25 protein-coding genes are annotated in these 20230 nt (G+C 70.5%); 16 read left to right on the top strand and 9 right to left on the bottom strand.

Annotated features, from left to right (window positions below):
- Positions 1-55: 55 nt before the first annotated feature.
- Positions 56-811 carry an FkbM family methyltransferase gene (locus tag QSK36_RS30530; RefSeq protein WP_285784752.1) on the top strand — a complete coding sequence of 252 codons (756 nt, stop codon included), beginning with the start codon at positions 56-58 and terminating at the stop codon, positions 809-811.
- 428 nt (positions 812-1239) lie between these two features.
- On the opposite strand, the gene QSK36_RS30525 is transcribed toward QSK36_RS30530, so the two are convergent.
- The gene (locus QSK36_RS30525; RefSeq protein ID WP_285784751.1) at positions 1240-1545 is read right to left on the bottom strand and encodes a hypothetical protein; all 306 of its coding nucleotides are present in this window, start codon (positions 1543-1545) and stop codon (positions 1240-1242) included.
- 115 nt (positions 1546-1660) lie between these two features.
- Here QSK36_RS30525 and QSK36_RS30520 point away from each other — a divergent pair, with 115 nt between their 5' ends.
- The 3 genes from QSK36_RS30520 (at position 1661) to QSK36_RS43580 (ending at position 2548) form a co-directional block, all read left to right on the top strand.
- Entirely contained in the window at positions 1661-1867 is a 207-nt protein-coding gene (locus QSK36_RS30520; RefSeq protein WP_285784750.1) for a hypothetical protein, read from the top strand.
- A gap of 65 nt (positions 1868-1932) precedes the next feature.
- Positions 1933-2154 carry a type II toxin-antitoxin system HicB family antitoxin gene (locus QSK36_RS30515; RefSeq protein WP_285784749.1) on the top strand — a complete coding sequence of 74 codons (222 nt, stop codon included), beginning with the start codon at positions 1933-1935 and terminating at the stop codon, positions 2152-2154.
- Positions 2155-2191: 37 nt separating this feature from the next.
- Positions 2192-2548: a type II toxin-antitoxin system HicA family toxin gene (locus QSK36_RS43580; protein WP_352241171.1), complete on the top strand. Its 357-nt coding sequence runs from the start codon at positions 2192-2194 to the stop codon at positions 2546-2548.
- Here the strand turns inward: QSK36_RS43580 and QSK36_RS30510 are convergent.
- A complete protein-coding gene (locus tag QSK36_RS30510; RefSeq protein WP_285784748.1) occupies positions 2485-2997 on the bottom strand; it encodes an isochorismatase family protein in 513 nt (170 codons plus the stop codon). The genes QSK36_RS43580 and QSK36_RS30510 overlap by 64 nt on opposite strands.
- Before the next feature lie 111 nt (positions 2998-3108).
- Entirely contained in the window at positions 3109-3702 is a 594-nt protein-coding gene (locus QSK36_RS30505; RefSeq protein WP_183536935.1) for a TetR/AcrR family transcriptional regulator, read from the bottom strand.
- Positions 3703-3940: 238 nt separating this feature from the next.
- Between QSK36_RS30505 and QSK36_RS30500 the strand changes: the two genes are divergently transcribed.
- The 3 genes from QSK36_RS30500 (at position 3941) to QSK36_RS30490 (ending at position 5472) form a co-directional block, all read left to right on the top strand.
- Positions 3941-4351, top strand: coding sequence for an organic hydroperoxide resistance protein (locus QSK36_RS30500; RefSeq protein WP_183536937.1), 411 nt, complete (start codon positions 3941-3943; stop codon positions 4349-4351).
- A 118-nt stretch (positions 4352-4469) separates the two neighbouring features.
- A complete protein-coding gene (locus tag QSK36_RS30495; protein ID WP_183536939.1) occupies positions 4470-5030 on the top strand; it encodes a TetR/AcrR family transcriptional regulator in 561 nt (186 codons plus the stop codon).
- Positions 5023-5472, top strand: coding sequence for a thioesterase family protein (locus QSK36_RS30490; protein ID WP_183536941.1), 450 nt, complete (start codon positions 5023-5025; stop codon positions 5470-5472). The genes QSK36_RS30495 and QSK36_RS30490 overlap by 8 nt, the downstream gene beginning before the upstream one ends.
- Positions 5473-5646: 174 nt before the next feature.
- Here QSK36_RS30490 and QSK36_RS30485 read toward each other — a convergent pair whose 3' ends face one another.
- The 3 genes from QSK36_RS30485 to QSK36_RS30475 are packed head-to-tail and all read right to left on the bottom strand — an operon-like array spanning position 5647 to position 6744.
- Positions 5647-6057, bottom strand: coding sequence for an Imm10 family immunity protein (locus tag QSK36_RS30485; protein ID WP_285784747.1), 411 nt, complete (start codon positions 6055-6057; stop codon positions 5647-5649).
- A 12-nt stretch (positions 6058-6069) separates the two neighbouring features.
- The gene (locus QSK36_RS30480) at positions 6070-6324 is read right to left on the bottom strand and encodes a hypothetical protein (protein ID WP_285784746.1); all 255 of its coding nucleotides are present in this window, start codon (positions 6322-6324) and stop codon (positions 6070-6072) included.
- A gap of 33 nt (positions 6325-6357) precedes the next feature.
- Complete coding sequence (locus tag QSK36_RS30475) at positions 6358-6744, bottom strand: winged helix-turn-helix transcriptional regulator (RefSeq protein ID WP_183536945.1); 387 nt, start codon at positions 6742-6744, stop codon at positions 6358-6360.
- 103 nt (positions 6745-6847) lie between these two features.
- On the opposite strand from QSK36_RS30475, the gene QSK36_RS30470 reads away from it, so the two are divergent.
- Both QSK36_RS30470 and QSK36_RS30465 read left to right on the top strand, forming a co-directional pair.
- On the top strand, positions 6848-7471 hold the full coding sequence (locus tag QSK36_RS30470; protein WP_285784745.1) for an NAD(P)-dependent oxidoreductase: 624 nt from the start codon (positions 6848-6850) through the stop codon (positions 7469-7471).
- Between the two features lie 299 nt (positions 7472-7770).
- Entirely contained in the window at positions 7771-10032 is a 2262-nt protein-coding gene (locus QSK36_RS30465; protein WP_285784744.1) for a catalase, read from the top strand.
- Positions 10033-10059: 27 nt separating this feature from the next.
- Here QSK36_RS30465 and QSK36_RS30460 read toward each other — a convergent pair whose 3' ends face one another.
- Positions 10060-10896 (bottom strand): helix-turn-helix transcriptional regulator, encoded by an 837-nt coding sequence (locus QSK36_RS30460; protein ID WP_285784743.1) that lies wholly within the window; start codon positions 10894-10896, stop codon positions 10060-10062.
- A gap of 74 nt (positions 10897-10970) precedes the next feature.
- On the opposite strand from QSK36_RS30460, the gene QSK36_RS30455 reads away from it, so the two are divergent.
- On the top strand, positions 10971-11756 hold the full coding sequence (locus QSK36_RS30455) for a dienelactone hydrolase family protein (RefSeq protein WP_221263668.1): 786 nt from the start codon (positions 10971-10973) through the stop codon (positions 11754-11756).
- 80 nt (positions 11757-11836) lie between these two features.
- Positions 11837-13186 (top strand): ammonium transporter, encoded by a 1350-nt coding sequence (locus tag QSK36_RS30450; protein ID WP_285784742.1) that lies wholly within the window; start codon positions 11837-11839, stop codon positions 13184-13186.
- Between the two features lie 18 nt (positions 13187-13204).
- On the opposite strand, the gene QSK36_RS30445 is transcribed toward QSK36_RS30450, so the two are convergent.
- Positions 13205-14347, bottom strand: coding sequence for an ROK family transcriptional regulator (locus QSK36_RS30445; protein ID WP_285784741.1), 1143 nt, complete (start codon positions 14345-14347; stop codon positions 13205-13207).
- Positions 14348-14452: 105 nt separating this feature from the next.
- Here QSK36_RS30445 and QSK36_RS30440 point away from each other — a divergent pair, with 105 nt between their 5' ends.
- The 5 genes from QSK36_RS30440 to QSK36_RS30420 are packed head-to-tail and all read left to right on the top strand — an operon-like array spanning position 14453 to position 19451.
- The gene (locus QSK36_RS30440; protein ID WP_285784740.1) at positions 14453-15748 is read left to right on the top strand and encodes an ABC transporter substrate-binding protein; all 1296 of its coding nucleotides are present in this window, start codon (positions 14453-14455) and stop codon (positions 15746-15748) included.
- Positions 15749-15751: 3 nt separating this feature from the next.
- Positions 15752-16699, top strand: a complete 948-nt coding sequence (locus QSK36_RS30435) for a carbohydrate ABC transporter permease (RefSeq protein ID WP_221263669.1) — start codon at positions 15752-15754, stop codon at positions 16697-16699.
- Positions 16696-17541, top strand: a complete 846-nt coding sequence (locus tag QSK36_RS30430; protein ID WP_285784739.1) for a carbohydrate ABC transporter permease — start codon at positions 16696-16698, stop codon at positions 17539-17541. The genes QSK36_RS30435 and QSK36_RS30430 overlap by 4 nt, the downstream gene beginning before the upstream one ends.
- Before the next feature lie 24 nt (positions 17542-17565).
- The gene (locus QSK36_RS30425) at positions 17566-18567 is read left to right on the top strand and encodes an SIS domain-containing protein (RefSeq protein ID WP_285784738.1); all 1002 of its coding nucleotides are present in this window, start codon (positions 17566-17568) and stop codon (positions 18565-18567) included.
- A complete protein-coding gene (locus QSK36_RS30420; protein WP_285784737.1) occupies positions 18564-19451 on the top strand; it encodes an N-acetylglucosamine kinase in 888 nt (295 codons plus the stop codon). The genes QSK36_RS30425 and QSK36_RS30420 overlap by 4 nt, the downstream gene beginning before the upstream one ends.
- A 64-nt stretch (positions 19452-19515) precedes the next feature.
- Here QSK36_RS30420 and QSK36_RS30415 read toward each other — a convergent pair whose 3' ends face one another.
- Entirely contained in the window at positions 19516-20142 is a 627-nt protein-coding gene (locus tag QSK36_RS30415; protein WP_285784736.1) for a hypothetical protein, read from the bottom strand.
- Positions 20143-20230: the final 88 nt, after the last annotated feature.

The following is a 20230-nucleotide window of genomic DNA, read 5'->3' as shown; positions in this document are numbered from 1 at the left end:
TCTTCTGAGAGCTCCGGCCGGTGGAATCACCCACCCATCACTCCGGGAGAGACCAGTGGACATCGTGAGGGCCAACGACCTGCTCGTGCTGGGCGACGAAGAGCTGAAGCTGTACGCCCCGGTCGAGCACGAGGCGAATTTCCAGTACCAGGAAATCTTCGAGCACGAATGCTACGACCAGTTTTCCCTCTCAGAGAGACCCACGATCGTCGACGTCGGCGCGAACATCGGCCTGTTCACGGTCTTCGCCAAGCGGCAGTGGCCGGGCGCCTCGATCCTTGCCTTCGAGCCGGTGCCGCGGACCGCCGACTACCTGTGCCGCAACATCGAGCTGCACGGGCTGTCCGGGGTCCGCGTCGTCCGGGAGGCCATCGGTGAGCGCGTCGAGGACACGTCCTTCGTGCATTACCCGAACATGCCAGGCAACTCCACGCGCTATCCCGAGGACAAGGAGTTGCAGGTCAGCGTGGTCCGGCAGCGGCATCCCGACTGGGATGTGACCGCGCAGTACGAGCCCGAGTACCTCACCGTGCCGGTCCGCCGCCTGGAGAGCTACCTGTCCGGCCTGGCGCACATCGACCTCCTGAAGGTCGACGTGGAGGGCGCAGAGCTGGAGGTGCTGCGCGGCATCGCCGACGACCAGTGGGACCGCATCGACAACGTGGTGATGGAGGTCCAGGACCTGCACGGCCGGATGGCCGAAATCAGGGAGCTGCTGGAGGCGCGCGGCTTCCGCTGCGAGATCCAGCCGTCCCCGATGGTCTACCCGGAGATCTTGACCTACCTGCTGCTGGCGCAGCGCGGCGCCTGACCCCGGTGCGTCCCGGCTGCCCCTCCGGTCGGGACACACCGGCGGGCGCGGTAATCGCGCCTGGCCCAGGCATACCAGCGGTCTCCGCTGGCGCCGTGCCCGGCGCTGTAGTCAGGGCAGACGGTGAGTCGACGCGCGTGCACGCGAGGAGGAAGCCTCTTCGGCAGAGTGACCAACTGGGTGACAACGGCCACGTACATCCGTAGATCTGTACGGACGTCCGTGGTTTGTCGGCCCAGGTCAAGGCCGCTTTCATAGCAAGTCAGCGATGTGGCCGATCTGCTTCACACCGAAGAGGTCATTGGTTCGATCCCCGTATCGTCCACCATGTTCGCGCAGTTCAGAAGGCCGGTCCGCTACTCAGTGGGTCGGCCTTTCGCTTCGCCTGGGTAACTGCCGTTCCAGTGTTCTGTGGATCGGTTGCGCTATCAGTCGGCCCAGTGGAACCAGACATCGAAGATCGAGTGGGGCGGCCCGTCGCCGAGGTTCGTGTCGATCTTCAGGTGTGGCGAGGCCGGCCGGCTGAGGAGGCGAGGGCCGACGAGAGTGATGTGGTGTCGATCCAGGACCTGGGAGATCTGTTCGCAGTCTTCCTCCCATCCGGGGATCGGCGCTTCGGTGACGGCCTCGAGCCATGGCATGGAGTGGTACCCGTGTCCGTCGGGATGATGGGAGCGCTCGCCGGGCGACAGAATGCACGCGATCGGGGCGAGGCGGCACAACGCCAGCGGCAATCCTTGAACGGTCGTAGAGCCGTCTGGACCGACGTGACGGGCGGATCCGTTTACGCCGGGTCAGGAAAACGTCCACGAACGACGCGTAGCCGGAGCCGTAGCGTGCGAACTCCGCGTGCTCGACGACCAGTTCGGGGATCCGGTCAAGGTCGGCGACCACCCGGCACAGGTAGCCCTCCGCGGCCTTGGCTCCACCCGCCCAGGCGCCCTCACGGCATGCCAATTCGTTTCCGCAGGCGCGGACCTGCGAGTCACGATCGAGAAGGAGGGCCTCGACGTCTACAGGTGCGTGATCGTCCTTGCGCAAGTCGAGAACCTTTGAGGTCGCGAAGGGCGGCTTGTTCCTACCGGCGGGTCCGGCGTAGAGCGTTGGCGTACGCTGACGGCATGAGCCAGACCGTCACCTTGACCGCGACCGTCACCCCCGACGAAGAGGGTTGGTACGTCGCGCGCTGCGTCCAGGTTGAGGTGGCCAGTCAGGGCCGGACGGTTGACGAGGCCCTGGCCAGCCTCCGCAACGCCATAGAGCTCTACTTCGAGGACGAGCCCCTTCCCCAGACTCCGCGGCAGCCGATCGTGGCGCCGATCGAGATCCGTCGCTCGGCATGAGCCCGCGCCAGTTTCCGGTCTGCTCCGGCCTGACGTCGTGCGCGCGCTGGAGAAGTGTGGTTTTGAGGTCGTGGCCACCAGAGGCAGCCATTGCAAGCTGCGCCAGGTCGCCGAAGACGAGACTCGCACAGTAATCGTGCATAGCACGACGCTCTGGCCGTCGGTACGCTCGCCTCCATCGTGCGGCAGGCTGGTCTCACTTCCGATCGGCTACGCGACCTGCTGTGATCATGCGGTCGAATCATTCAGGCCACTCAGGCCGTCCGCCCTCGCCCTGCCTGCCATTCACGCCGCTGCCGGCGCTCCAGCAGTTTCAAGTCCGTACTGGTCTCACTCCAGTGCTGCCACGACCTCGGCGCTGGTGCTGACGGTGGCGATGCGCGGGAAGATGTAGTCGAAGGCGAACTCATGGGCGTGTGCGTCGAGTGCGGTGACCGCGTCCTCGGGCAGAATCACCTTGAAGCCGAACTCGTCGGCGAAGCGCGCGGTCTGCTCGACGCCGAAGTTCGTGGCGATCCCGGTGATGATCAGGGTGTCGACGGCGTTCCTACGCAACGCCTCCTCCAACCCGGTGTTGTGAAATGCGCCCCAGGTGTGCTTCACGATCTCCAGGTCGCCGAGCACTCCTTCCACCAGTTCGCTGCCCGGTGGCTGCTCCGTAACGCCTGGCCGCTCGACCCGCACGGCGACGACGAGACCTCCTGCCTTTCGCACTGCGTCGGCCAGCGCGAGGGAGCGGGCGACCACGGCGGATCCGGCATGCGGTGCCGTGGGCTGCTCGACGATGCGCGTCATGAGATCGATGAGGAGCAATGCGGTGCGGCGAGGATCCAGTTTCTCCATGATCGGCATGGTAGCGATCCGGATTCGTTCACCGGATGGCGGTCGCCGTCGCTCCGGGCGGCCAGTCGTGGTGTCGACCGGCGGTTCTTGACCACGCGACCGTCCTGAACCTCACGATGCGCTGGCGTGTGCCGGAATGTGCTGATCGATGAGGATGCGGGCGGCGGCGACGGAACGTGCGACAGGGCCGGAGGGGCCGAGCGTGGCCGCGTTGGCGTACAGGCCGGAGATGATGAGCATCAGCATGTCGGCCAGGGCGTCGGGGTCGGTGGCGCGTGCGGTGGTGGCGAGGGCGCGCAGCCGTTCGCGTAGCTGGTCGAGGTGGGCGACGGCCTCCCGGCGGCCGGGATGGTCGGGATCGCGATACTCCGCCGAGGTGTTGTAGAAGGTGCAGCCATGGGCGTCTGAGGTCCGGGCGGTCTCCTGAGCGTGTTCCACGATGGCCAGGAGCTGGCGGGCAGGATCGCCCTCATGGCGAGCGATCGCACTGTCGAGTTGTGACCAGGCATGGTCGTGCAACTCGCCCACCCATGCCTTCACCAGGTCGTCCTTGCCGGTGAACTCGCGGTAGAGCACGCTCTTACCGAGCCCCGTCTCCTCGACGATCTGCTGCATGCCCACGGCCCGCGCGCCCTGCTCGCCGAACAGGCGCGCTGCCGTCTGGAGGATGCGTCGCCGGGTGCCGGGGGCCGGTCTGCGCGTCACCGTCTGTCCTTCCCGTGTTGAGCAATCTTGGTTGACAGCCTACCGCCCTGCCCTCAGTATTGGGACCGATCGGTCCGGACCGATCGGTCCGTAAAGAGTGCTCGCCGCCGTCTATCCGGCGCGCACCATCGCCGCTGCGGCTATCGGGCCGGCCTCTGGACGGTCACCGTCGTGACCCTGGCCGTCACGCTGCTGTCGGTCCTGGGCGCGAGAACCCGACATTCATGAAGGGAAACCCATGCGGATTTACACTGCCACCGCCACCGCGCAAGGCCGCGACGGCCGGGCGGTCTCCTCGGACGGCCGGCTGGACGTCCAGCTCGCCCTGCAGAAGGAGCTGGGCGGCAACGGTGACGGCACCAACCCCGAGCAGCTCTTCGCCGCCGGCTACGCCGCCTGCTTCGCCACCTCCATGAAACTCGTGGCGGGTACGCAGGGCCTCGACGTGTCCGACGCCTCGGTCACCGCGGAGGTCGGCCTCTCGCCCAACGGCAAGGGCGGCTACGAGCTGGACGCCGTCCTGCACGTGGAACTGCCCGGGAATCTCACCGAGGAGCAGGCGCGGAACCTCGTGGACGCCACCCACCAGGTGTGCCCGTACTCCAACGCCACCCGCGGCAATATGCCCGTCGAACTGCTCGTCGAGTAACGAGCCCGACGTACGGCCCGGCCGGCGAAAGTCCGCCGGGCAGTACGTATGGGGCCGGCTCCGGGCTCTTGTGTTCGGTTTACTGACCTGTCAGTATCCGACTGTGGAAGATCGCCTCTTGAGTCCCAGCGGGGAGCGACTGCTGGAAGTGGCTGCTGAGGTCTACTACGCCGAGGGCATCCGAGCGACCGGCGTCGACACCCTGGTGGAACGAGCCCAGGTGTCCAAGCCGACGTTGTATGCCCAGTTCGGGTCGAAAGAGAACCTGGTGGCCGCTGTGCTCGACCGGCGCAGGCGATCGCGGCAGGCCGCCCTGGCCGCCTTCCTCGCCGAATGCCGTGCCGATGACCCCAAGACGGTGCTGGCGGTCTTCGACTGGCTGGCGCAGGGACACGGGCGCGAGGGATTCCGGGGCTGCCCGTTCACCAACGCCGCCGTCGAACTGCCCGATCCCGGCCATCCGGCCCGCGCGGTGATCTCCGCCTACAAGGACTGGCTGCGCCGGACCCTGACCGAACTGGCCGAGCGGGCCGGCCTGCACCGGCCGGAGGAGGTGGGTTACGCGTTGTTGCTGCTCATCGACGGCGCCAACGCCCGGGTGGTGGTCGACGACGACCGCCAGGCGATGCTCCGGGCCAAGGAGGCCGCGGCCCGGCTGATAGGAGTGGATGATGCGTGAGGTGCCGATCGGGCTGGAGCACGAGTTCACCTTCGAGATCCCGCACACCAAGATCGTCGCGGCGTTGTACCCCGAGTCGCCGGAGTTCGCGACGATGCCGCCGGTGCTGGCCACCGGATTTCTCGTCGGGCTGCTGGAGTGGACATGCGTACGGGCGCTGATGCCCTACCTGGACTGGCCGCGCGAGCAGACGGTCGGCACGCACATCGCCGTCAGCCATCAGGCGGCCACCCCGCCCGGCCTGAGCGTCACCTGCCACGCCCGGCTGAGCGACATCGACGGCCGGCGCCTGAGCTTCGAGGTGACCGCCCACGACGGCCAGGACCTGATCAGCACCGGAACCCACGAGCGCGCCCTGATCGACGCGGCCCGCTTCACCCGGCGCGTTCTGAGCAAAGGGGTGCGCGCGCCCTCTACAGGGACGAGCCCGAATTCCGCGTGACCACCTTCGGGGATCGGCGTTCCGTACTTCGAAATGGACGAGGCCGACGAGCTCGTCGCGATCCCCGATGCCACGTGGGCGGGCTGACGGCGAGACGAAGCGGCACGTGACGATGGTCGGATCACCGGTGAGTGACGAACCGAGTGACAACGGCCGTGCACCGCCCGGCCGATCTCACAGGTCGACAAGCACCGGTCTGGCGTCTGCTCTTCCATAGCTGAATATGCTGCGGAGCATCTCACACAGCCGGTGCACCTCGGCCTCGGAGACGTCCAGCACCGCTTCGATCACCGGGTCGTCCAGGCCGAGATTCTGCAGCGCAGCGGGGTCGAGCACAACGCGCAGTGTGTCATCGCGAACAGCGACTTCCCGAACGCAGCCGTAGGCGGTTCCCTGGTCGGCGGTGACCAGGCAGTGAGTGTCGTGGCCGAGATCCACGTCCTGATCGTCGGCCTCTTCGATGCCACTCATGAAGATCAGGATGAAGCCCGTGCCATCCTCGAATTCTGCTACTCCCGCGCTGCGGCAATCCTCATCGAACTCTTCGTCTCCGCCCGCCGCGCGGGCGGTGAATCGGTAGGTCACGCAGGGGTTATATCAGTCGGCCGGCTCACTCGTGCCCGATCGCTGACAAGGATGGAAGATCTGCCCATAACCGTCTGGACCGAGCGATCTGCCTCTCAGGGTCTTCGCCGGCACCTGTTTCCGGCCCACGCCGTCACGCAGCAGCTCGCCGGGCTCTCCGATGGACAACGTCGAGCCGAACGCGTGCGGCGCCTCGGCAAGCGCGGCGAGCCGCAGCTCGCGCCAGATCGGCCAGTCGTCTTCGCTCAGGACACGTAGTTCGATCACCACCAGACGGTGCCCTACAGGCGCCAACCGGCGTCAGCCGGCGCGGTCGAGGCGGGCGGTGTCGTCGTACGACTCGCGGGCGTCGAGCAGTTCGTCCCAGTGCTCCGCCGCCCAGGCGCAGGCGGCCGCCAACGGTTCGAGCAGGCTGCGGCCGAGGGGGGTCAGTTCGTACTCGACATGCGGGGTGGCCTCGGCGTAGACGGTGCGCTTGACGAGACCGTCCCGTTCGAGGGACCGCAGCGACTGGGTGAGGACCTTGGGAGTGACGCGGTTCAGCGGTATGCGCAGCTCGGAGAACCGGCGCGGCCCGTGCTCGAGGCAGCGGATGATGAGCGGCGCCCACTTGTCACCGAATCGGATCGGATTGAGCGAGGACGGACACAGCTCGTCGAACATGTCGGCGGGCAGGGGTTCCCTCATGGCCTCACGATAGCCGGTATCCCGGTGGTAACCGCGGCTCCGGATAGCGTCCGGGGCATCGGCCGGGCACACGGGCTCCGGCCCTGGTGAGAGGTGGTTCGCCATGAACATCGTGGTCTTCGGCGCGGGTGGCCGGGCCGGGCGGCGGGCGGTCGCGGAGGCGCGCCGGCGTGGTCATCAGGTCACCGCCGTGGTGCGCGACCCCGCAGGCCACAGCGACTTGGGCGACGTGCGGGTGGTGGCGGGCGACGTCACGGACCCGGCGAGCATCGAGCGTGCGGCCGCCGGGCATGACGCCGCCATCAGCGCCGCCGCGGATCTGTCCGTGGCACCGCACCACTTCTTCACCGCGTCGGCCCGCGCCCTGTCCACCGGCCTGGCGAAGGCGGGCGTACCCCGCCTGGTGGTGGTCGGTCTCGCATCGGTCCTGCCCGGGGCGTCCGGCGCTCCCCTGATGGACGAGCCCGGCTACCCCAACGAGTACCGCGACTTCTCCCTCGGCCACGCCGCAGGCCTTGACGAGCTTCGGACCTGCGACCTCGACTGGGCGTACGTGGCACCCGCAGGCGACTTCGACCATGGCGGCACGCCCACCGGCCGGTACCTGCTCGCCGATCACGGCGACATGACCAGCCGGATCACGTACGCGGACTTCGCGATCGCGCTGCTCGACGAGGTCGAGGCGCCACGCCACCACCGCGCCGCCGTCAGCATCCGGGAGGCGTGACCGCCGGGCCCCTGGGTCGCCGAGCACATCCGCCGCTTCGAGGAGACCGGCGGCCGGCCACGGCCGGCCGCGGACGACCTGCCGCCGGCGACCTGCTGCCAGCGACCCGGAGCCGGAGAACCGGCGCGCTGCGCGACGTCGCAAGCCGGGCCGTCGATCCGGTTCGTCGGGTGGACCTAGACAAGACGGCGATCCGGGTCGGCCCGGGCACCCGGCGGCGCGGGCCGATGTTTCGGCCTCCCACCTGCGGGTACTGCGCCGCGGACCTGCCCGTGCCGCTCCATGGAGGTACTCGCCGAATGGATGCCAGCAAGCCTGCCAAGGCCGTCAAGGACGTCGTGGAGAACACCGCCGAGAAGGTGGCCGACCTCCTGACGCCGGACGTTCCCGACTCGCCGGGCAGTGCCCCGGCGACCGTCGAGGAGCCGGCGACGCCGCGCGCCCCGCTGCCGCCGAAGAAGGAACAGGGCGCTCCCGCGACCGTCACGCCGACCGGAGCGGAGACCGGCGCGCCCGCCACGTCGAAGGGCCAGCAGGGCGCCTACCTCACCACCGCGCAGGGGGCGCGGCTGCGCGACACCGACCACTCGCTGAAGGCAGGCGAGCGCGGCCCGACCCTGCTGCAGGACCACCACCTGCGCGAGAAGATCACGCACTTCGACCACGAGCGCATCCCCGAGCGGGTCGTCCACGCCCGGGGCGCCGGCGCCCACGGCGTGTTCGAGGCGTACGGCACCGCCTCTGCGGTGACCAGGGCCGGCTTCCTCAAGAAGGGGAGAAAGACCGACGTCTTCGTGCGGTTCTCCACCGTCCTCGGTTCGCGCGGGTCGGCCGACACGGTCCGCGACACCCGCGGCTTCGCGACGAAGTTCTACACCGACGAGGGCACCTTCGACCTCGTCGCCAACAACATCCCGGTGTTCTTCATCCAGGACGGCATCAAGTTCCCCGATGTGATCCACGCGGGCAAGCCGCACCCGGACAGGGAGATCCCCCAGGCGCAGAGCGCCCACGACACGTTCTGGGACTTCGCCTCCCTGCACACCGAGGCGCAGCACCACACCATGTGGAACATGTCCGACCGGGGAATCCCGCGCTCCTTCCGCATGATGGAGGGCTTCGGCGTCCACACCTTCCGGCTGGTCGACGAGGCCGGGGAGACGGTGCTGGTCAAGTTCCACTGGAAGCCCAAACTCGGCGTGCACTCCCTGACCTGGGAAGAGGCGCAGATGCTCGGCGGCATGGACCCCGACTTCCACCGCCGCGACCTGTACGACGCGATCGAGGCCGGCGCCTACCCCGAGTGGGAGCTCGGCATCCAGGTGTTCCCCGACACCCCCGACCAGACGTTCGAGGGCATCGACCTGCTCGACCCGACCAAGATCGTGCCCGAGGAGCTCGCGCCGGTGCAGCCCATCGGGCGGATGACGCTCAACCGGACGCCCACGAACTTCTTCGCCGAGGTCGAGCAGGTCGCCTTCCACGTCGGCCACCTGCCGCCGGGCATCGACGTCACCAACGACCCGCTGCTGCAGACGCGGCTGTTCTCCTACCTCGACACGCAGATCACCCGGCTGGGCGGCCCGAACTTCGCGCAGATCCCGATCAACCGGCCGCACTGCCCGGTCAACGACATGCTCCGGGACGGCTTCCACCAGCACGCCGTGCACGCCGGGGTCGCGCCGTACCGGCCGAACTCCCTGGACGGCGGCAACCCGTTCGTCGCCGGTGACGCGGAGAACGCGTTCGTCGACACACCGGTCGAGATCGCCCGGGCGAGGAAGGTCCGCGCCAACCCCGTCTCCTTCGACGACCACTTCAGCCAGGCCCGCCTGTTCTGGCTGAGCATGTCGCCCGTGGAGAAGGAGCACATCATCCGCGCCTACACCTTCGAGCTGGGCAAGTGCTACGAGCAGGCGATCAAGGAGCGCCAGCTCCAGTGCCTGGCGAACATCGACCCGGTGCTCTGCCGGGAGGTCGCCACCGGGCTGGGCCTGCCCGCGCCGGAGCCGGCCCTGCCGCTCGCCGACCCGGCGCCGAGCCCCGCGCTCTCGCAGGTGGGCAAGGAGTGGCCGGCCGACGGCCGCATGGTCGGCATCGTCGTGGACGACAGCGCCGACCTCGACGGCGTACGCGACCTGCGCAGGGCCGTGTTCGCCGCCGGCATGGTGCCGCTGCTGATCGCCCCGCACGGCGGGATGCTGGGCGACCTGTCCGTGCAGCGGACCTTCGCCACCGCCCGGTCGATCGAGTTCGACGCCCTGCTGGTGGCGGCCGCGCCGGCACCGGCCCCCGACGCCCTGCCCGCGCGCGACGCCAAGGCGGGCGCCGGCGGCTCCGTCGCGGTCGACCCGCGGGTGACGCTCATGATCGAGGAGTGCTGGCGGCACGCCAAGGCGATCGGCGCCTGGGGCGCGGGCGCGAAGCTGCTCGCGCAGGCCGGAGTCTCCGGCACACCGGGCGTGGTCTCCGGTGACTCCGCCACGGAGGTCTTCACCGCTGTGCAGCGGCTGATGGCCGCCCACCGCGTCTGGGAGCGGTTCCCCGCCTCGGCGGCCTGACGCTCGGGGGAGGAGGACGCAGGGCCGCTACCCGGCGGCGATCAGCTCTGCGATCCGCGCCTGGTCGGCATTCGCGGCGAGGAAGGCGACGAGCTTCTGCTCGACGTCGTCGGCGGTGAGAAGGACGACGTGCCGCAGTTCGAGCTCGCCGAGGAGCGGATGGCGCAGTCTCTTGGTGCCCGAACTCAGCGGCGCGATGTCGTGCCGCGGCCACCACGCGCGCACCTCCGGGCTGGCGGCCTTGAGCCGTGCGGTCAACTCCGCGAAGCCGCGGTCGCCGGGGTGGCGGGCGGCGGCGGAACGGTAGCGCGCGAGCTGCGCGGACGCCTCCTGCTCCCACTCGACGAAGACGGTCCGCGCGGCCGGGTCGGTGAACATCCACCACAGCATGTTGCGGGCGTCGGGCGCCAGCAGGAGCCAGTCGGTCCACAGGGCGCGGGCGGCGCGGTTGGCCGCGAGCACGTCCCAGCGCCGTCCCGTGACGTAGGCGGGACACGGATCGAGCCGGTCGACGAGCGCCGCGACGGCGGGTGGAAGCGTCTCCCCGCCGGGCGCGACGACCGGCGGTGCGGCGCGGTGGACGAGTTCGTGCAGGTGCGCGCGCTCGGCCGTGCCGAGGCGCAGAGCGCCGGCCAGCGCGTCGAGGACCTGACGCGAGGGGCGCACGTCCCGGCCCTGCTCCAGGAAGGCGAGGTAGGTCGGGGAGATCGCCGCGAGCGTGGCGACCTCCTCCCGCCGCAGGCCGGGGGTGCGGCGCCGGGCGCCCGAGGGAAGCCCGACGTCGGCGGGGCGCAGGCGGTTCCTCCGGGAGCGCAGGAAATCGCCGAGCTCCCTCAGCCGCGCGGGATCGACGGCATCGGTCATGGTGATCCTGATACTGCGGTTACTAGCATGAACGTCCTGTGGTTACGCCTATGGGGTGACGTTAGCGTCGTTCCGTGACTACACGATCTTCGCGCGCTCCGCACCGGATCCTCACCGAGTCGGCTGAGGTGACCGTCGCCGACGGGTCACGGATGGGCGCCTTCCTCGCCCGCCCGGCCGGCCCCGGGCCCTTTGCCGGCGTGCTGGTGGCGATGGAGCTCTTCGGCGTCAGCGCCCACGTCCGCGACGTCTGCGAGCGGCTCGCCGCGGAGGGATACGTCGCGCTGGCGCCCGACCTCTATCACCGCGACGCCCCCGGGATCGAGCTCCCGCACGACGCGGCGGGCCGCGAGCGCGGCTTCGATCTGCTGCACCGGCTGACGCGGGATCAGGTGGTGCACGACGTGCGCGCCGCCATGGAGCACCTGCGTGCGCGCGGCTGCGTGCGCGTCGGCATGGTCGGCCTGAGCCTCGGCGGCCACGTGGCCTACCTCGCGGCCACCCGCCTGGACCTCGCGGCGGTGGCCGTCGCCTACGGCGGCTGGATCCCGGCCACCGACATCCCCCTCAGCCGCCCGGAACCGACGCTCGCGCTGACCCCCGGCATCACCGGGCGCGTGCTGGTCCTCGTGGGCGCCGAGGACCACGTCGTTCCGCCGGACCATCGCCGCATGATCGCGGACGCGCTGCGGGCCGCCGCCGTACGCCACGAGATCGTCGAATATCCCGGCGTCGGCCACGGGTTCCTCTGCGACCGCCGCGACACGTTCGACGCCACGGCGGCCGATGACGCGTGGCGGCGCGTACGGGAGCTCCTGGCCGAAGAACTGGTCGAGCATGGTTCGGTGAGGAGCCGGTAACGCCCTCGCAATAAGAAACATCGCAGTAACACTCCCGAATACGCCATGAAACGGCCAACGGTGAGTCTCATGGTGCGCCCGTGGCGGAACCTGCGGACGACCACCGTGAGGAGTGTGAGGCGATCATGCCGGTGAAGGTAGATGGCGGTGCCACCGCCTGGCTCCTGGCCTGTACCGCGCTCGTCCTGCTGATGACGCCGGGCCTGGCCTTCTTCTACGGCGGGATGGTCAGGGCCAAGAGCGTGCTCAACATGATCATGATGAGCTTCGTCTCGATCGCCCTGGTCACCCTCGTCTGGCTGGCCGCCGGATACAGCCTGGCGTTCGGCCCCGACATCGGGGGACTGATCGGCGGCCTGGCCCACGTGGGGCTGCACGACATCACCACAGGGTCGGTCACCGGGCAGGTGCCGACGCTGCTGTTTGCGACGTTCCAGCTCACCTTCGCCATCATCACCGCGGCGTTGATCAGCGGCGCCATCGCCGACCGGGCCCGCTTCTCGGCCTGGCTGGTCTTCGTCCCGGTGTGGGCGCTCGCGGTCTACGCCCCCATCGCGCACTGGGTGTGGGGCCCCGGCGGCTGGATCCACGCCATGGGCACGCTCGACTACGCGGGCGGCCTGGTCGTGGAGATCACCTCGGGCGCCTCCGGGCTCGCCATGGCGCTGGTGCTCGGGCCGCGGATCGGGTTCAAGGCCGAGGCCATGCGACCGCACAACCTGCCCCTGGTGCTGCTCGGCGCCGGGCTGCTGTGGTTCGGCTGGTTCGGATTCAACGCCGGTTCCGCGCTGGCCGCGGACGGCACCGCCGCCGCCGTCTTCCTCAACACCCTGGCCGCGGGGTGCACCGGCCTGCTGGGCTGGCTGCTGGTGGAGCAGCGCCGTGACGGCCACCCCACCACGTTCGGGGTCGCCTCGGGCGTCGTGGCCGGGCTGGTCGCGATCACACCGTCGTGCGGCTCGGTCGACGTGCTGGGCGCGCTGGCGATCGGCCTGGTCGCGGGCATGGTCTGCTCGCAGGCGGTCGGCTGGAAGTTCCGGCACGGCTACGACGACTCCCTCGACGTGGTCGGCGTGCATCTGGTCGGGGGCGTCGTCGGCACCCTGCTCATCGGGCTGCTGGCCACCCGCACGCTCACCGGCGCCGACGGTCCCCGGGGCCTGCTGTACGGCGGCGGGCTGGCCCAGCTGGGCAAGCAGGCGATGGCGGTCCCGGTGGTCGCGCTGTACGCCTTCGCGGTCACCTACGGGATCGGCAAGCTGATCCACCGGCTGATGGGTTTCCGGGTGAGCGAGGAGGACGAGGTGTCCGGCGTCGATCTGGCGCTGCACGCCGAGACCGCCTACGACCACGGCGTGCTCGACCACGCCGTCCGGCTGCGCACCCACCGCCCCGCGCCGGCGCAGCCCGATCCGCGTCCCACGACCTGATCGGACGTCACCGGCCGGTCAGGCGTGGATCAGGCGGTGCAGAGCCTGCTCGCGGGCGAGCACGGCGGCGCCCTCGACGGTGGCCGTCGCCCCAAGACCGCTCCGGCGGATCTCGACGGGGATGGACAGGGTGCTCAGGGTCTCCTGGACGCCCTGCACGAGGAGCGGGTTGGAGCCCACCCCGCCGCCGAGGACCACCAGGCCGGGATCGAGTAGCGCGACGACCGCGACGACCAGCCGCCCGACCTGCGTGGCGTGCTCGGTCACGGCGCGCTGCGCCGGCGGGCAGCCCTCGCCGGCCCGCTGGAACAGCTCCTCGGCGCTCGTGGGCGGGGCGCCCTCCGACGCCGGCCACGCGGCCGCCGTACGCAGCAACAGGTGCTCGGCTCCGAGGAAGCGCTCCAGGCCCTCGGGGACGGGGTCCCGGCCGGCGTCCCACGGGAAGGGCAGGTGGGCGACCTCGCCGGCCCAGCCGGACGCCCCGCGCAGCAAACGTCCGCCGATGACCAGCGCCGCTCCTATCCGCACACCCGCCTGCACGTACGCGAACTGCGCGGCCTCCTGCGCCACGCCGAGGTTCCCCTCGGCGACGGCCGCGCAGTTGACGTTGTTCTCCAGGAGCAGCGGGGCCGGGGGGAGGGACAGCGCCTTGAGCATGTCGTGCACCTCGGGCGACTGCGAGGCGGCGGCGGGGTCCCTGTCGGTCACGACGGTCGGGAGCGCGATCACTATCTGCCGCAGCGGCCCGCTGTCGCCGAGCCGCGGCAGCGTCTCGCGCAGGAGCGCGCCCGCGGCGTCGGCGCTGGCCGTCAGATCCGCCGCGCCGGACCGGGACGCCGGGGACGTGACGTCGCGGCTGACCCCCAGCAGTCGCTCGCCGCTCAGCGCGTGCGCGTGGATGCGCGTGCGGGTGACGCCGACGTCGACGCCCAGCACGTGACCGGCCCCCTCGCCGACGCGCCACAGCAGCGCCGACCGGCCGGTGTGCCCCTGGACGGAGCCGTCCTCCCGCACGAGGCCGAGCTCCTCGAGCTCGGACATCGCCGTGGAGACCGTGGGCTTGGACAGGCCCAGCGCCTGGCTGATCTGGGGCCGGGTGGCCCGGCCGCGCCGGGTGAGCTCCGCCAGCACCGCCCGTGCACTCGTGCTCAGTGATGTCATCCGGAACCCCGCAGCTCCCGCTTCCACTTGATCCTTTCGGACCTGCCCTTGACATATCCTACCTCACTTCGTTAGGTAAATGACCTAACTAACTGGAGGCTGGTTATGCACTCGATCTCACGCCGGAGGCTCCTGAGCCTGCCGCTGGTCCTCGGCGCGGCCGCGGTCCTGCCCGGTTGCGCCGTGTCCGGGCCTTCCCGCGGCAACGGCGGCTCCTCGGGCCCCGTCACGCTGAACGCCCTGTTCATGAAGCAGGCCAGCTACAGCGAAGACGACATCCGCGGCATGCTCGCGGCGTTCCGGAAGGCCCACCCGGACATCACGGTCCAGCCGACCTTCGTCGCGTACGAGGCCCTGCACGACAAGATCGTCATTTCGGCGCCGGCCGGCACGTACGACGTCGTGCTGATCGACTGCATCTGGCCGGCGGAGCTGGCCGGCAAGAACATGCTGCTCGACGTCACCGACCGCTACCAGCAGGCCTGGCTGGACGACATCCTGCCCGGCACGCTCGGCTCCGTCACGTACAAGGACCGCAGGTACGGGATGCCGTGGATCCCCGGCGGGAAGATCTTCTTCTACAACACCCGGATGCTCAAGGACGCCGGGGTCGACGAGAAGGCGATGTCGACCTGGGACGGCGTGCTCGAGGCGGCCAGGACGCTGAAGGCCAAGAAGGTCGTCGAGCATCCACTGGTGTGGAGCTGGGCGCACGCCGAGGCGATGATCTGCGACTACGCGCAGCTCCTCGGCGCGTTCGGCGGCCGTTTCCTGGACGACGCGGGCAAGGCGGCCTTCCACCAGGGGGGCGGGCTGCAGGCGCTGGAGTGGATGAGGCGCACGCTCGACGAAGGGCTCAGTGCGCCCTCGTCGACGAAGCTCCTGGAGGACGACGTCAAGAAGGTCGTCGTCCAGGGCGACGCGGCGATCGCGCTCAACTGGGACTACATGTACAGCGAGTCCAACGACCCGAAGCAGTCGAAGATCGTCGGAGAGCTGAAGCCCGCGGTCAGCCCCAAGGGGCCGGGCGGTCAGGGGCCGGCGGTCGACGGGTCGATGGGCCTGTCGGTCACCGCGACCTCCAAGCACCCCGACGCCGCGTGGCAGCTCGTCGCCTTCCTGTGCGGGAAGGACAACCAGCTCCAGTACGTCGAGAGGTCGCTGCCGGTGTGGAACAGCGCCTACGAGGACCCGAAGCTCACCAGCGGGGCGCAGGCACCGCTGGTGGCGGCCGACAAGGCCCAGTACGGCTCGCTGATCGAGCGCCCCCAGGTCGTGCAGTACAACGCGGTGAGCCAGGAGATCCAGGCCGGGCTGCAGTCCTGCCTGGTCGGCGGCACGCCCGCGGCCCAGGCGCTCTCCGACGCCGCGGCCAAGGTCGACCGCGTCATCGGGGGCTGACCGGTGTCCCTGACACTGCGACGCCCCGCGAGCACGGCGCCGCCGGCGGCGCGGGCCAGACGAGGGAAGGTCGAACGCCAGTGGCCGCTCGCCCTGGCGCTGCTGGCCCCGGCGATGATCGTCGTGTTCGGCGTCGTCCTGTATCCCATGGGCCGCACGCTGGTGCTCAGCCTCGTCGACGCCACCTCGGCGCTGCAGACCGCGTTCTCGTTTTCCGGGCTGTCGAACTACACGGCGCTGCTGTCGGACTCCGAGTTCTGGGCCACGGTGTGGCGCACCGCCGTGTTCACCGTCTTCTCCACGGCGGTGGAACTCGTGGTCGGCCTGCTGCTCGCGCAGTTCCTCAACCAGCGCATCCGCGGTCAGTGGTTCTTCCGCAGTCTCGTGGTCCTGGCGTGGGCGCTGCCCACCATCGTCAGCGCCAACATGTGGCGGTGGATCCTCCACCCCGAGTACGGCGCGCTCAACGGCCTTCTGATGAACCTGGGCCTGCTCGACTCGTACAAGGACTGGGTCGGCGGCCCGACGCAGGCGCTGTTCGTGGTCGCGCTGGTCGACGCGTGGAAGACCACGCCGCTGGTGGCGATCCTGCTGCTCGCCTCGATGCAGACCATCGGCGACGACGTCTACGAGGCGGCGGCCATGGACGGCGCGGGGGCGGTGCGCCGGTTCCTGTCCATCACGATCCCGATGCTCAAGCCGGCGATCGCGGTCGTCCTGGTGCTGCGCACCATCGAGGCGTTCAAGGTCTTCGACATCATCTACATCATGACCAGGGGCGGCCCCGACTCCGGGACCACCACGATCGCCTTCTACACCTACCTGAAGGCCTTCTCCAACCAGGAGTTCAGCCTCGGCTCGGCGGCCGCCTACCTCACCGTGCTGTTCATCTTCGTGCTCTCGCTGGTGTACCTGCGCATGCTCCGCACCGACTCGGGGGGAACGGCGTGAGACCCTCTCGCTTCTACCGCCCCTCGATGTACCTGTGCGGGGCGCTGCTGGCCGCCGTCGTCCTCGGGCCGTTCGCCCTGCTGCTGCTCGCCAGCGTGTCCCCGCAGGCCGGCCTGCTCGGCAAGCCGCCCGACCTGTGGCCGGACTCGCCCACGCCGGACCGTTACGCGGCGATCTTCACGCAGGCGGCGGGCGGCGTGGCGGGCGACTTCCGCGTGGCCCTGGTCAACTCGCTGGTCGTCGCCGGGTGCAGCGTCGCGGTGAGCCTGGTGACCGGCGTGCTCGGCGCCTACGCGTTCGCGCGGCTGCGGTTCCCCGGGCGCAGACTGGTGCTGTTCGTCTTCATGTTGACGTACATGATGCCGCCGCTGGCCCTCGTGGTGCCCATGTACATGACCGGCGCCGCGCTCGGCCTGCTCGACACGCGGACCTCGCTCGTCGTGGTCTACTGCTCCTTCACCACGCCCTTCGTCCTGTGGCTGCTGTCCGGCTACTTCCGCGCCCTGCCGGCCGAACTCGAGGAGGCCGCCCGCATCGACGGGTGCGGCCGGGTCGGCGCGCTGATCCGGGTGGTGCTGCCGGTGGCGCGTCCGGGCCTCATCTCCGCGGGGCTCCTGGCGTTCCTCATGGCATGGGACGAGTTCTTCTACGCGCTCATCTTCACCTCGTCCCCGGCGTCGAAGACGGTTCCCGTGGCGCTGGCCGAGTTCACCGGCCGCTACAGCCTCGACTTCGGCCTGATGGCCGCGGGCGGCCTGCTCGCCGCCGTGCCGCCGGTGCTCATCGCGCTGATCTTCCAGAAGCACATCACCCGCGGGCTGGCCGCGGGTGCTGTCAAGTAACCCTCGGTTGTGAGAGAAGGTTCGATGTCCCACGACATCTCCATGTCCGACGCGCTCGACCGGCAGCCCGAGGCGCTGGCCTCCGCGGTGCGCACCCTGCGCGAGCAGCTCACGGGCTCCTGGCCCGCGCCGCGCCGCCCGCTGTTCGTGGCCATGGGCGCCAGCCACGCCGCGCTCGCGGCCTGCGTGCACCAACTGCGCGCGTACGGCATCTGGGCGAGCAGGGCCGGATACGGGGAGATCCCGGCGTCCGTCCCGGCCGCCGACGTCGACCTGGTGGCGGGGGTGTCCCAGTCGGGACGCAGCGCGGAGACGATCGACGCCCTGCGGGAGGTGGAGGCGGAGCGGCGGCTGGCCGTGGTGAACATCGCGGAATCGCCGCTGGCCGAACTGGCGGGCACGGTGCTGAGCTGTGGGGGAGTGCCCGATTCCAAGGTGTCCACCTCAGGTTTCACCGTCACGCTCGCCGCCCTCGGGATGCTGGCCGACACGTGGGCGCTCGGCGCGCCGGCAGACTCCTGGGAGTCCCTGGCGGACCACCTGGACGAGACCGGAAAGCGGGCGGATGACACCGTGGACGGCCTCCTGGAAGGCGTCGCGGATAGCGTCGCCGCCGACGTCGTCGGAGCCGGGGCGTCGCTGACCGCCGCCGAGGAGGGCGCGCTGATGCTGCGGGAGGCCTGCCGGCTTCCCGCCGCCGCGTACGAGACCCGGCAGTATCTCCACGGGCCGATGGAGTCGGCCGGCCGCACCGCGCACATCGTCATCGGGGACGAGCGCGAGGCCGCGCTGGCCCTGCAACTGGCCGAGGCCGGCCACCGGGTGCTCTACGTGGGCCCCCGCGCGGCGCCGGTCCCGCACGTGGAGATCCCGCGACTCGCCCCGGTGGCCCGCGCGATCGTCGAGAACAGCGTGCTCCAGCGGCTCGTCGCCAAGGTGGCCGCCGCGCGGAACGTTCCGGTCGGCGAGTTCCTGTTCTCGATGAGCGACACGAAGGTGGACACCCTCGCCGCGGGGACCGCATGAGCCGCATGGCCGTCGGCGTCGACGTGGGCGGGACGAAGACCCACTGGCGTGCGGCCGGAGAGAAGGGCCACGTCGCGGACCGCGTCGTGCCCAGCGACCTGGGCTCGGACATGGACGACCTGGCCGAGTGGCTGGTGTCGGACCTGCGCGAGTGGGGGGTGCCGTACGCCGCCCTGGGCGTGGGCGCGCACGGATGCGACAGCGCGTCCCTGTGTCGGAGGTTGCGCGACCTGCTGAGCGCGCGGCTCGCGGTCCCGGTGCGGGTGGTCAACGACGCCCACCTCCTGCCGTACGCGGCCGGCGTCCCCGGGGCGATCGGCGTGATCGCCGGCACGGGGTCGGTCGCCGCGGGCACGGGTCCCGGCGGCGAGCCCCTCCTCGCCGGCGGCTGGGGATGGGCGCTCGGTGACGAGGGATCGGCCGCCGGGCTCGTACGCGAGGCCGTGCGCGCCACCTGCCTGCGGCACGACGCCGGCCTCCCGCCCGACGAGCTGGCGCTGGGCCTGCTCGCGGCCTTCCACGCGGACGAGGTGCCGGGGCTGTCGCACGCGCTGACCCGCTCGCCCAGCGCGGAGGAGTGGGGCCGTCACGCTCCGGTCGTCTTCCGGGCGGCGCGGCAGGGATCGGGCGTCGCGCTGCAGGTCGTCGAGGAGGGGGGACGGGCGCTGGCGAAGCTGGTCGAGACGCTGATGTCCCGTGGGGCCTCGGCCACGGCGGTGGTCGCGGCGGGCGGGGTGCTCACGACGCAACCCCGGCTGTTCACCGCCCTGGCCGACGCGCTGGGCAAGAGCCACCCGGACCTCCCCGTCACGTTGCTCGACGCCGATCCGGTGGACGGCGCGGTGCGGCTGGCCCGGGAGCTCCTCGCCGCTCCGGCGGCCTGACCGGGCCCCGGCCGCGGGGCGGGAGCGGCATGTCCGCCGCTCTCGCCCCTCGGCCCGGACGGCATCAGTAGCCGTATCGGCTCTTGAGGTGGCGCCACCAGTCGCGCAGCATCCACGTGTCGAACTCGGTGATCTGCGTCGCGGAGCCGGCGTTCATGATGAAGCAGCACACGCCCGTCGGCGTCCAGTCGTAGAAGTCGTCGAGCCCGAACCCGTGGCCTATCTCGTGCAGGAGGATGTGGATGTTCTCGCTGTCGAGCGCGCCCACGTAATATTCGCTGCCGATCCGCTGGCCCCAGTCGCCGCCCGCGCCGCCGGTCATGCCCGCGGTGAGCCACAGGGACATGTCGTAGTGGTGCGCCGCGCCGCCCGGGCAGCCGGAGTAGTCGCCGTTCTGGTGGAAGAACCGGCCGCAGGGCGGGCTGCACTGCGGGGCGCCCTCGTTGATGTCACCCACGTAGACGTCGACCGAGCTGTCGGTCCACTGCAGCCGGCTCCGGTCCCGTACGGCCCAGCCGACGACCTTCACGTTCACGTCCGGGTACGGCCAGCCGTTCCAGCCTTCGAGCTTGTCGATCCACTTGTTGAACGAGCGGGCGAGGCTCGCCTGGACGCGGTCGCGCAGGGAGGCCGACACGGTGGCGGAGGAGTCCCACCGGACGCAGTAGTTGATGCTCCCGCGGCCCGCCATGATGTGAAGCCGAGCGTCCAGCCGTTGACCGGGTCGCCCGGGTTCTGGATGGTGACGGAGGCGGTGAAGCCGCCCCCGCCGGAGCCGG

Origin of the sequence: Microbispora sp. NBRC 16548 (genome assembly GCF_030268985.1) — a bacterium.
Classification (GTDB): Bacteria; Actinomycetota; Actinomycetes; order Streptosporangiales; family Streptosporangiaceae; genus Microbispora; species Microbispora catharanthi.
This window is presented reverse-complemented; position numbering and strand designations above follow the sequence as displayed.

Excerpts from the sequence above, each read along its gene's own strand:
- QSK36_RS30515 (WP_285784749.1), top strand. The coding sequence starts at position 1,933 with ATGAGCCAGACCGTCACCTTGACCGCGACCGTCACCCCCGACGAAGAG.
- QSK36_RS30510 (WP_285784748.1), bottom strand. The coding sequence starts at position 2,997 with ATGGAGAAACTGGATCCTCGCCGCACCGCATTGCTCCTCATCGATCTC.
- QSK36_RS30500 (WP_183536937.1), top strand. The coding sequence starts at position 3,941 with ATGCGGATTTACACTGCCACCGCCACCGCGCAAGGCCGCGACGGCCGG.
- QSK36_RS30490 (WP_183536941.1), top strand. The coding sequence starts at position 5,023 with ATGCGTGAGGTGCCGATCGGGCTGGAGCACGAGTTCACCTTCGAGATC.
- QSK36_RS30475 (WP_183536945.1), bottom strand. The coding sequence starts at position 6,744 with ATGAGGGAACCCCTGCCCGCCGACATGTTCGACGAGCTGTGTCCGTCC.
- QSK36_RS30470 (WP_285784745.1), top strand. The coding sequence starts at position 6,848 with ATGAACATCGTGGTCTTCGGCGCGGGTGGCCGGGCCGGGCGGCGGGCG.
- QSK36_RS30465 (WP_285784744.1), top strand. The coding sequence starts at position 7,771 with ATGGATGCCAGCAAGCCTGCCAAGGCCGTCAAGGACGTCGTGGAGAAC.
- QSK36_RS30460 (WP_285784743.1), bottom strand. The coding sequence starts at position 10,896 with ATGACCGATGCCGTCGATCCCGCGCGGCTGAGGGAGCTCGGCGATTTC.
- QSK36_RS30445 (WP_285784741.1), bottom strand. The coding sequence starts at position 14,347 with ATGACATCACTGAGCACGAGTGCACGGGCGGTGCTGGCGGAGCTCACC.
- QSK36_RS30440 (WP_285784740.1), top strand. The coding sequence starts at position 14,453 with ATGCACTCGATCTCACGCCGGAGGCTCCTGAGCCTGCCGCTGGTCCTC.
- QSK36_RS30425 (WP_285784738.1), top strand. The coding sequence starts at position 17,566 with ATGTCCCACGACATCTCCATGTCCGACGCGCTCGACCGGCAGCCCGAG.
- QSK36_RS30420 (WP_285784737.1), top strand. The coding sequence starts at position 18,564 with ATGAGCCGCATGGCCGTCGGCGTCGACGTGGGCGGGACGAAGACCCAC.
- QSK36_RS30415 (WP_285784736.1), bottom strand. The coding sequence starts at position 20,142 with ATGGCGGGCCGCGGGAGCATCAACTACTGCGTCCGGTGGGACTCCTCC.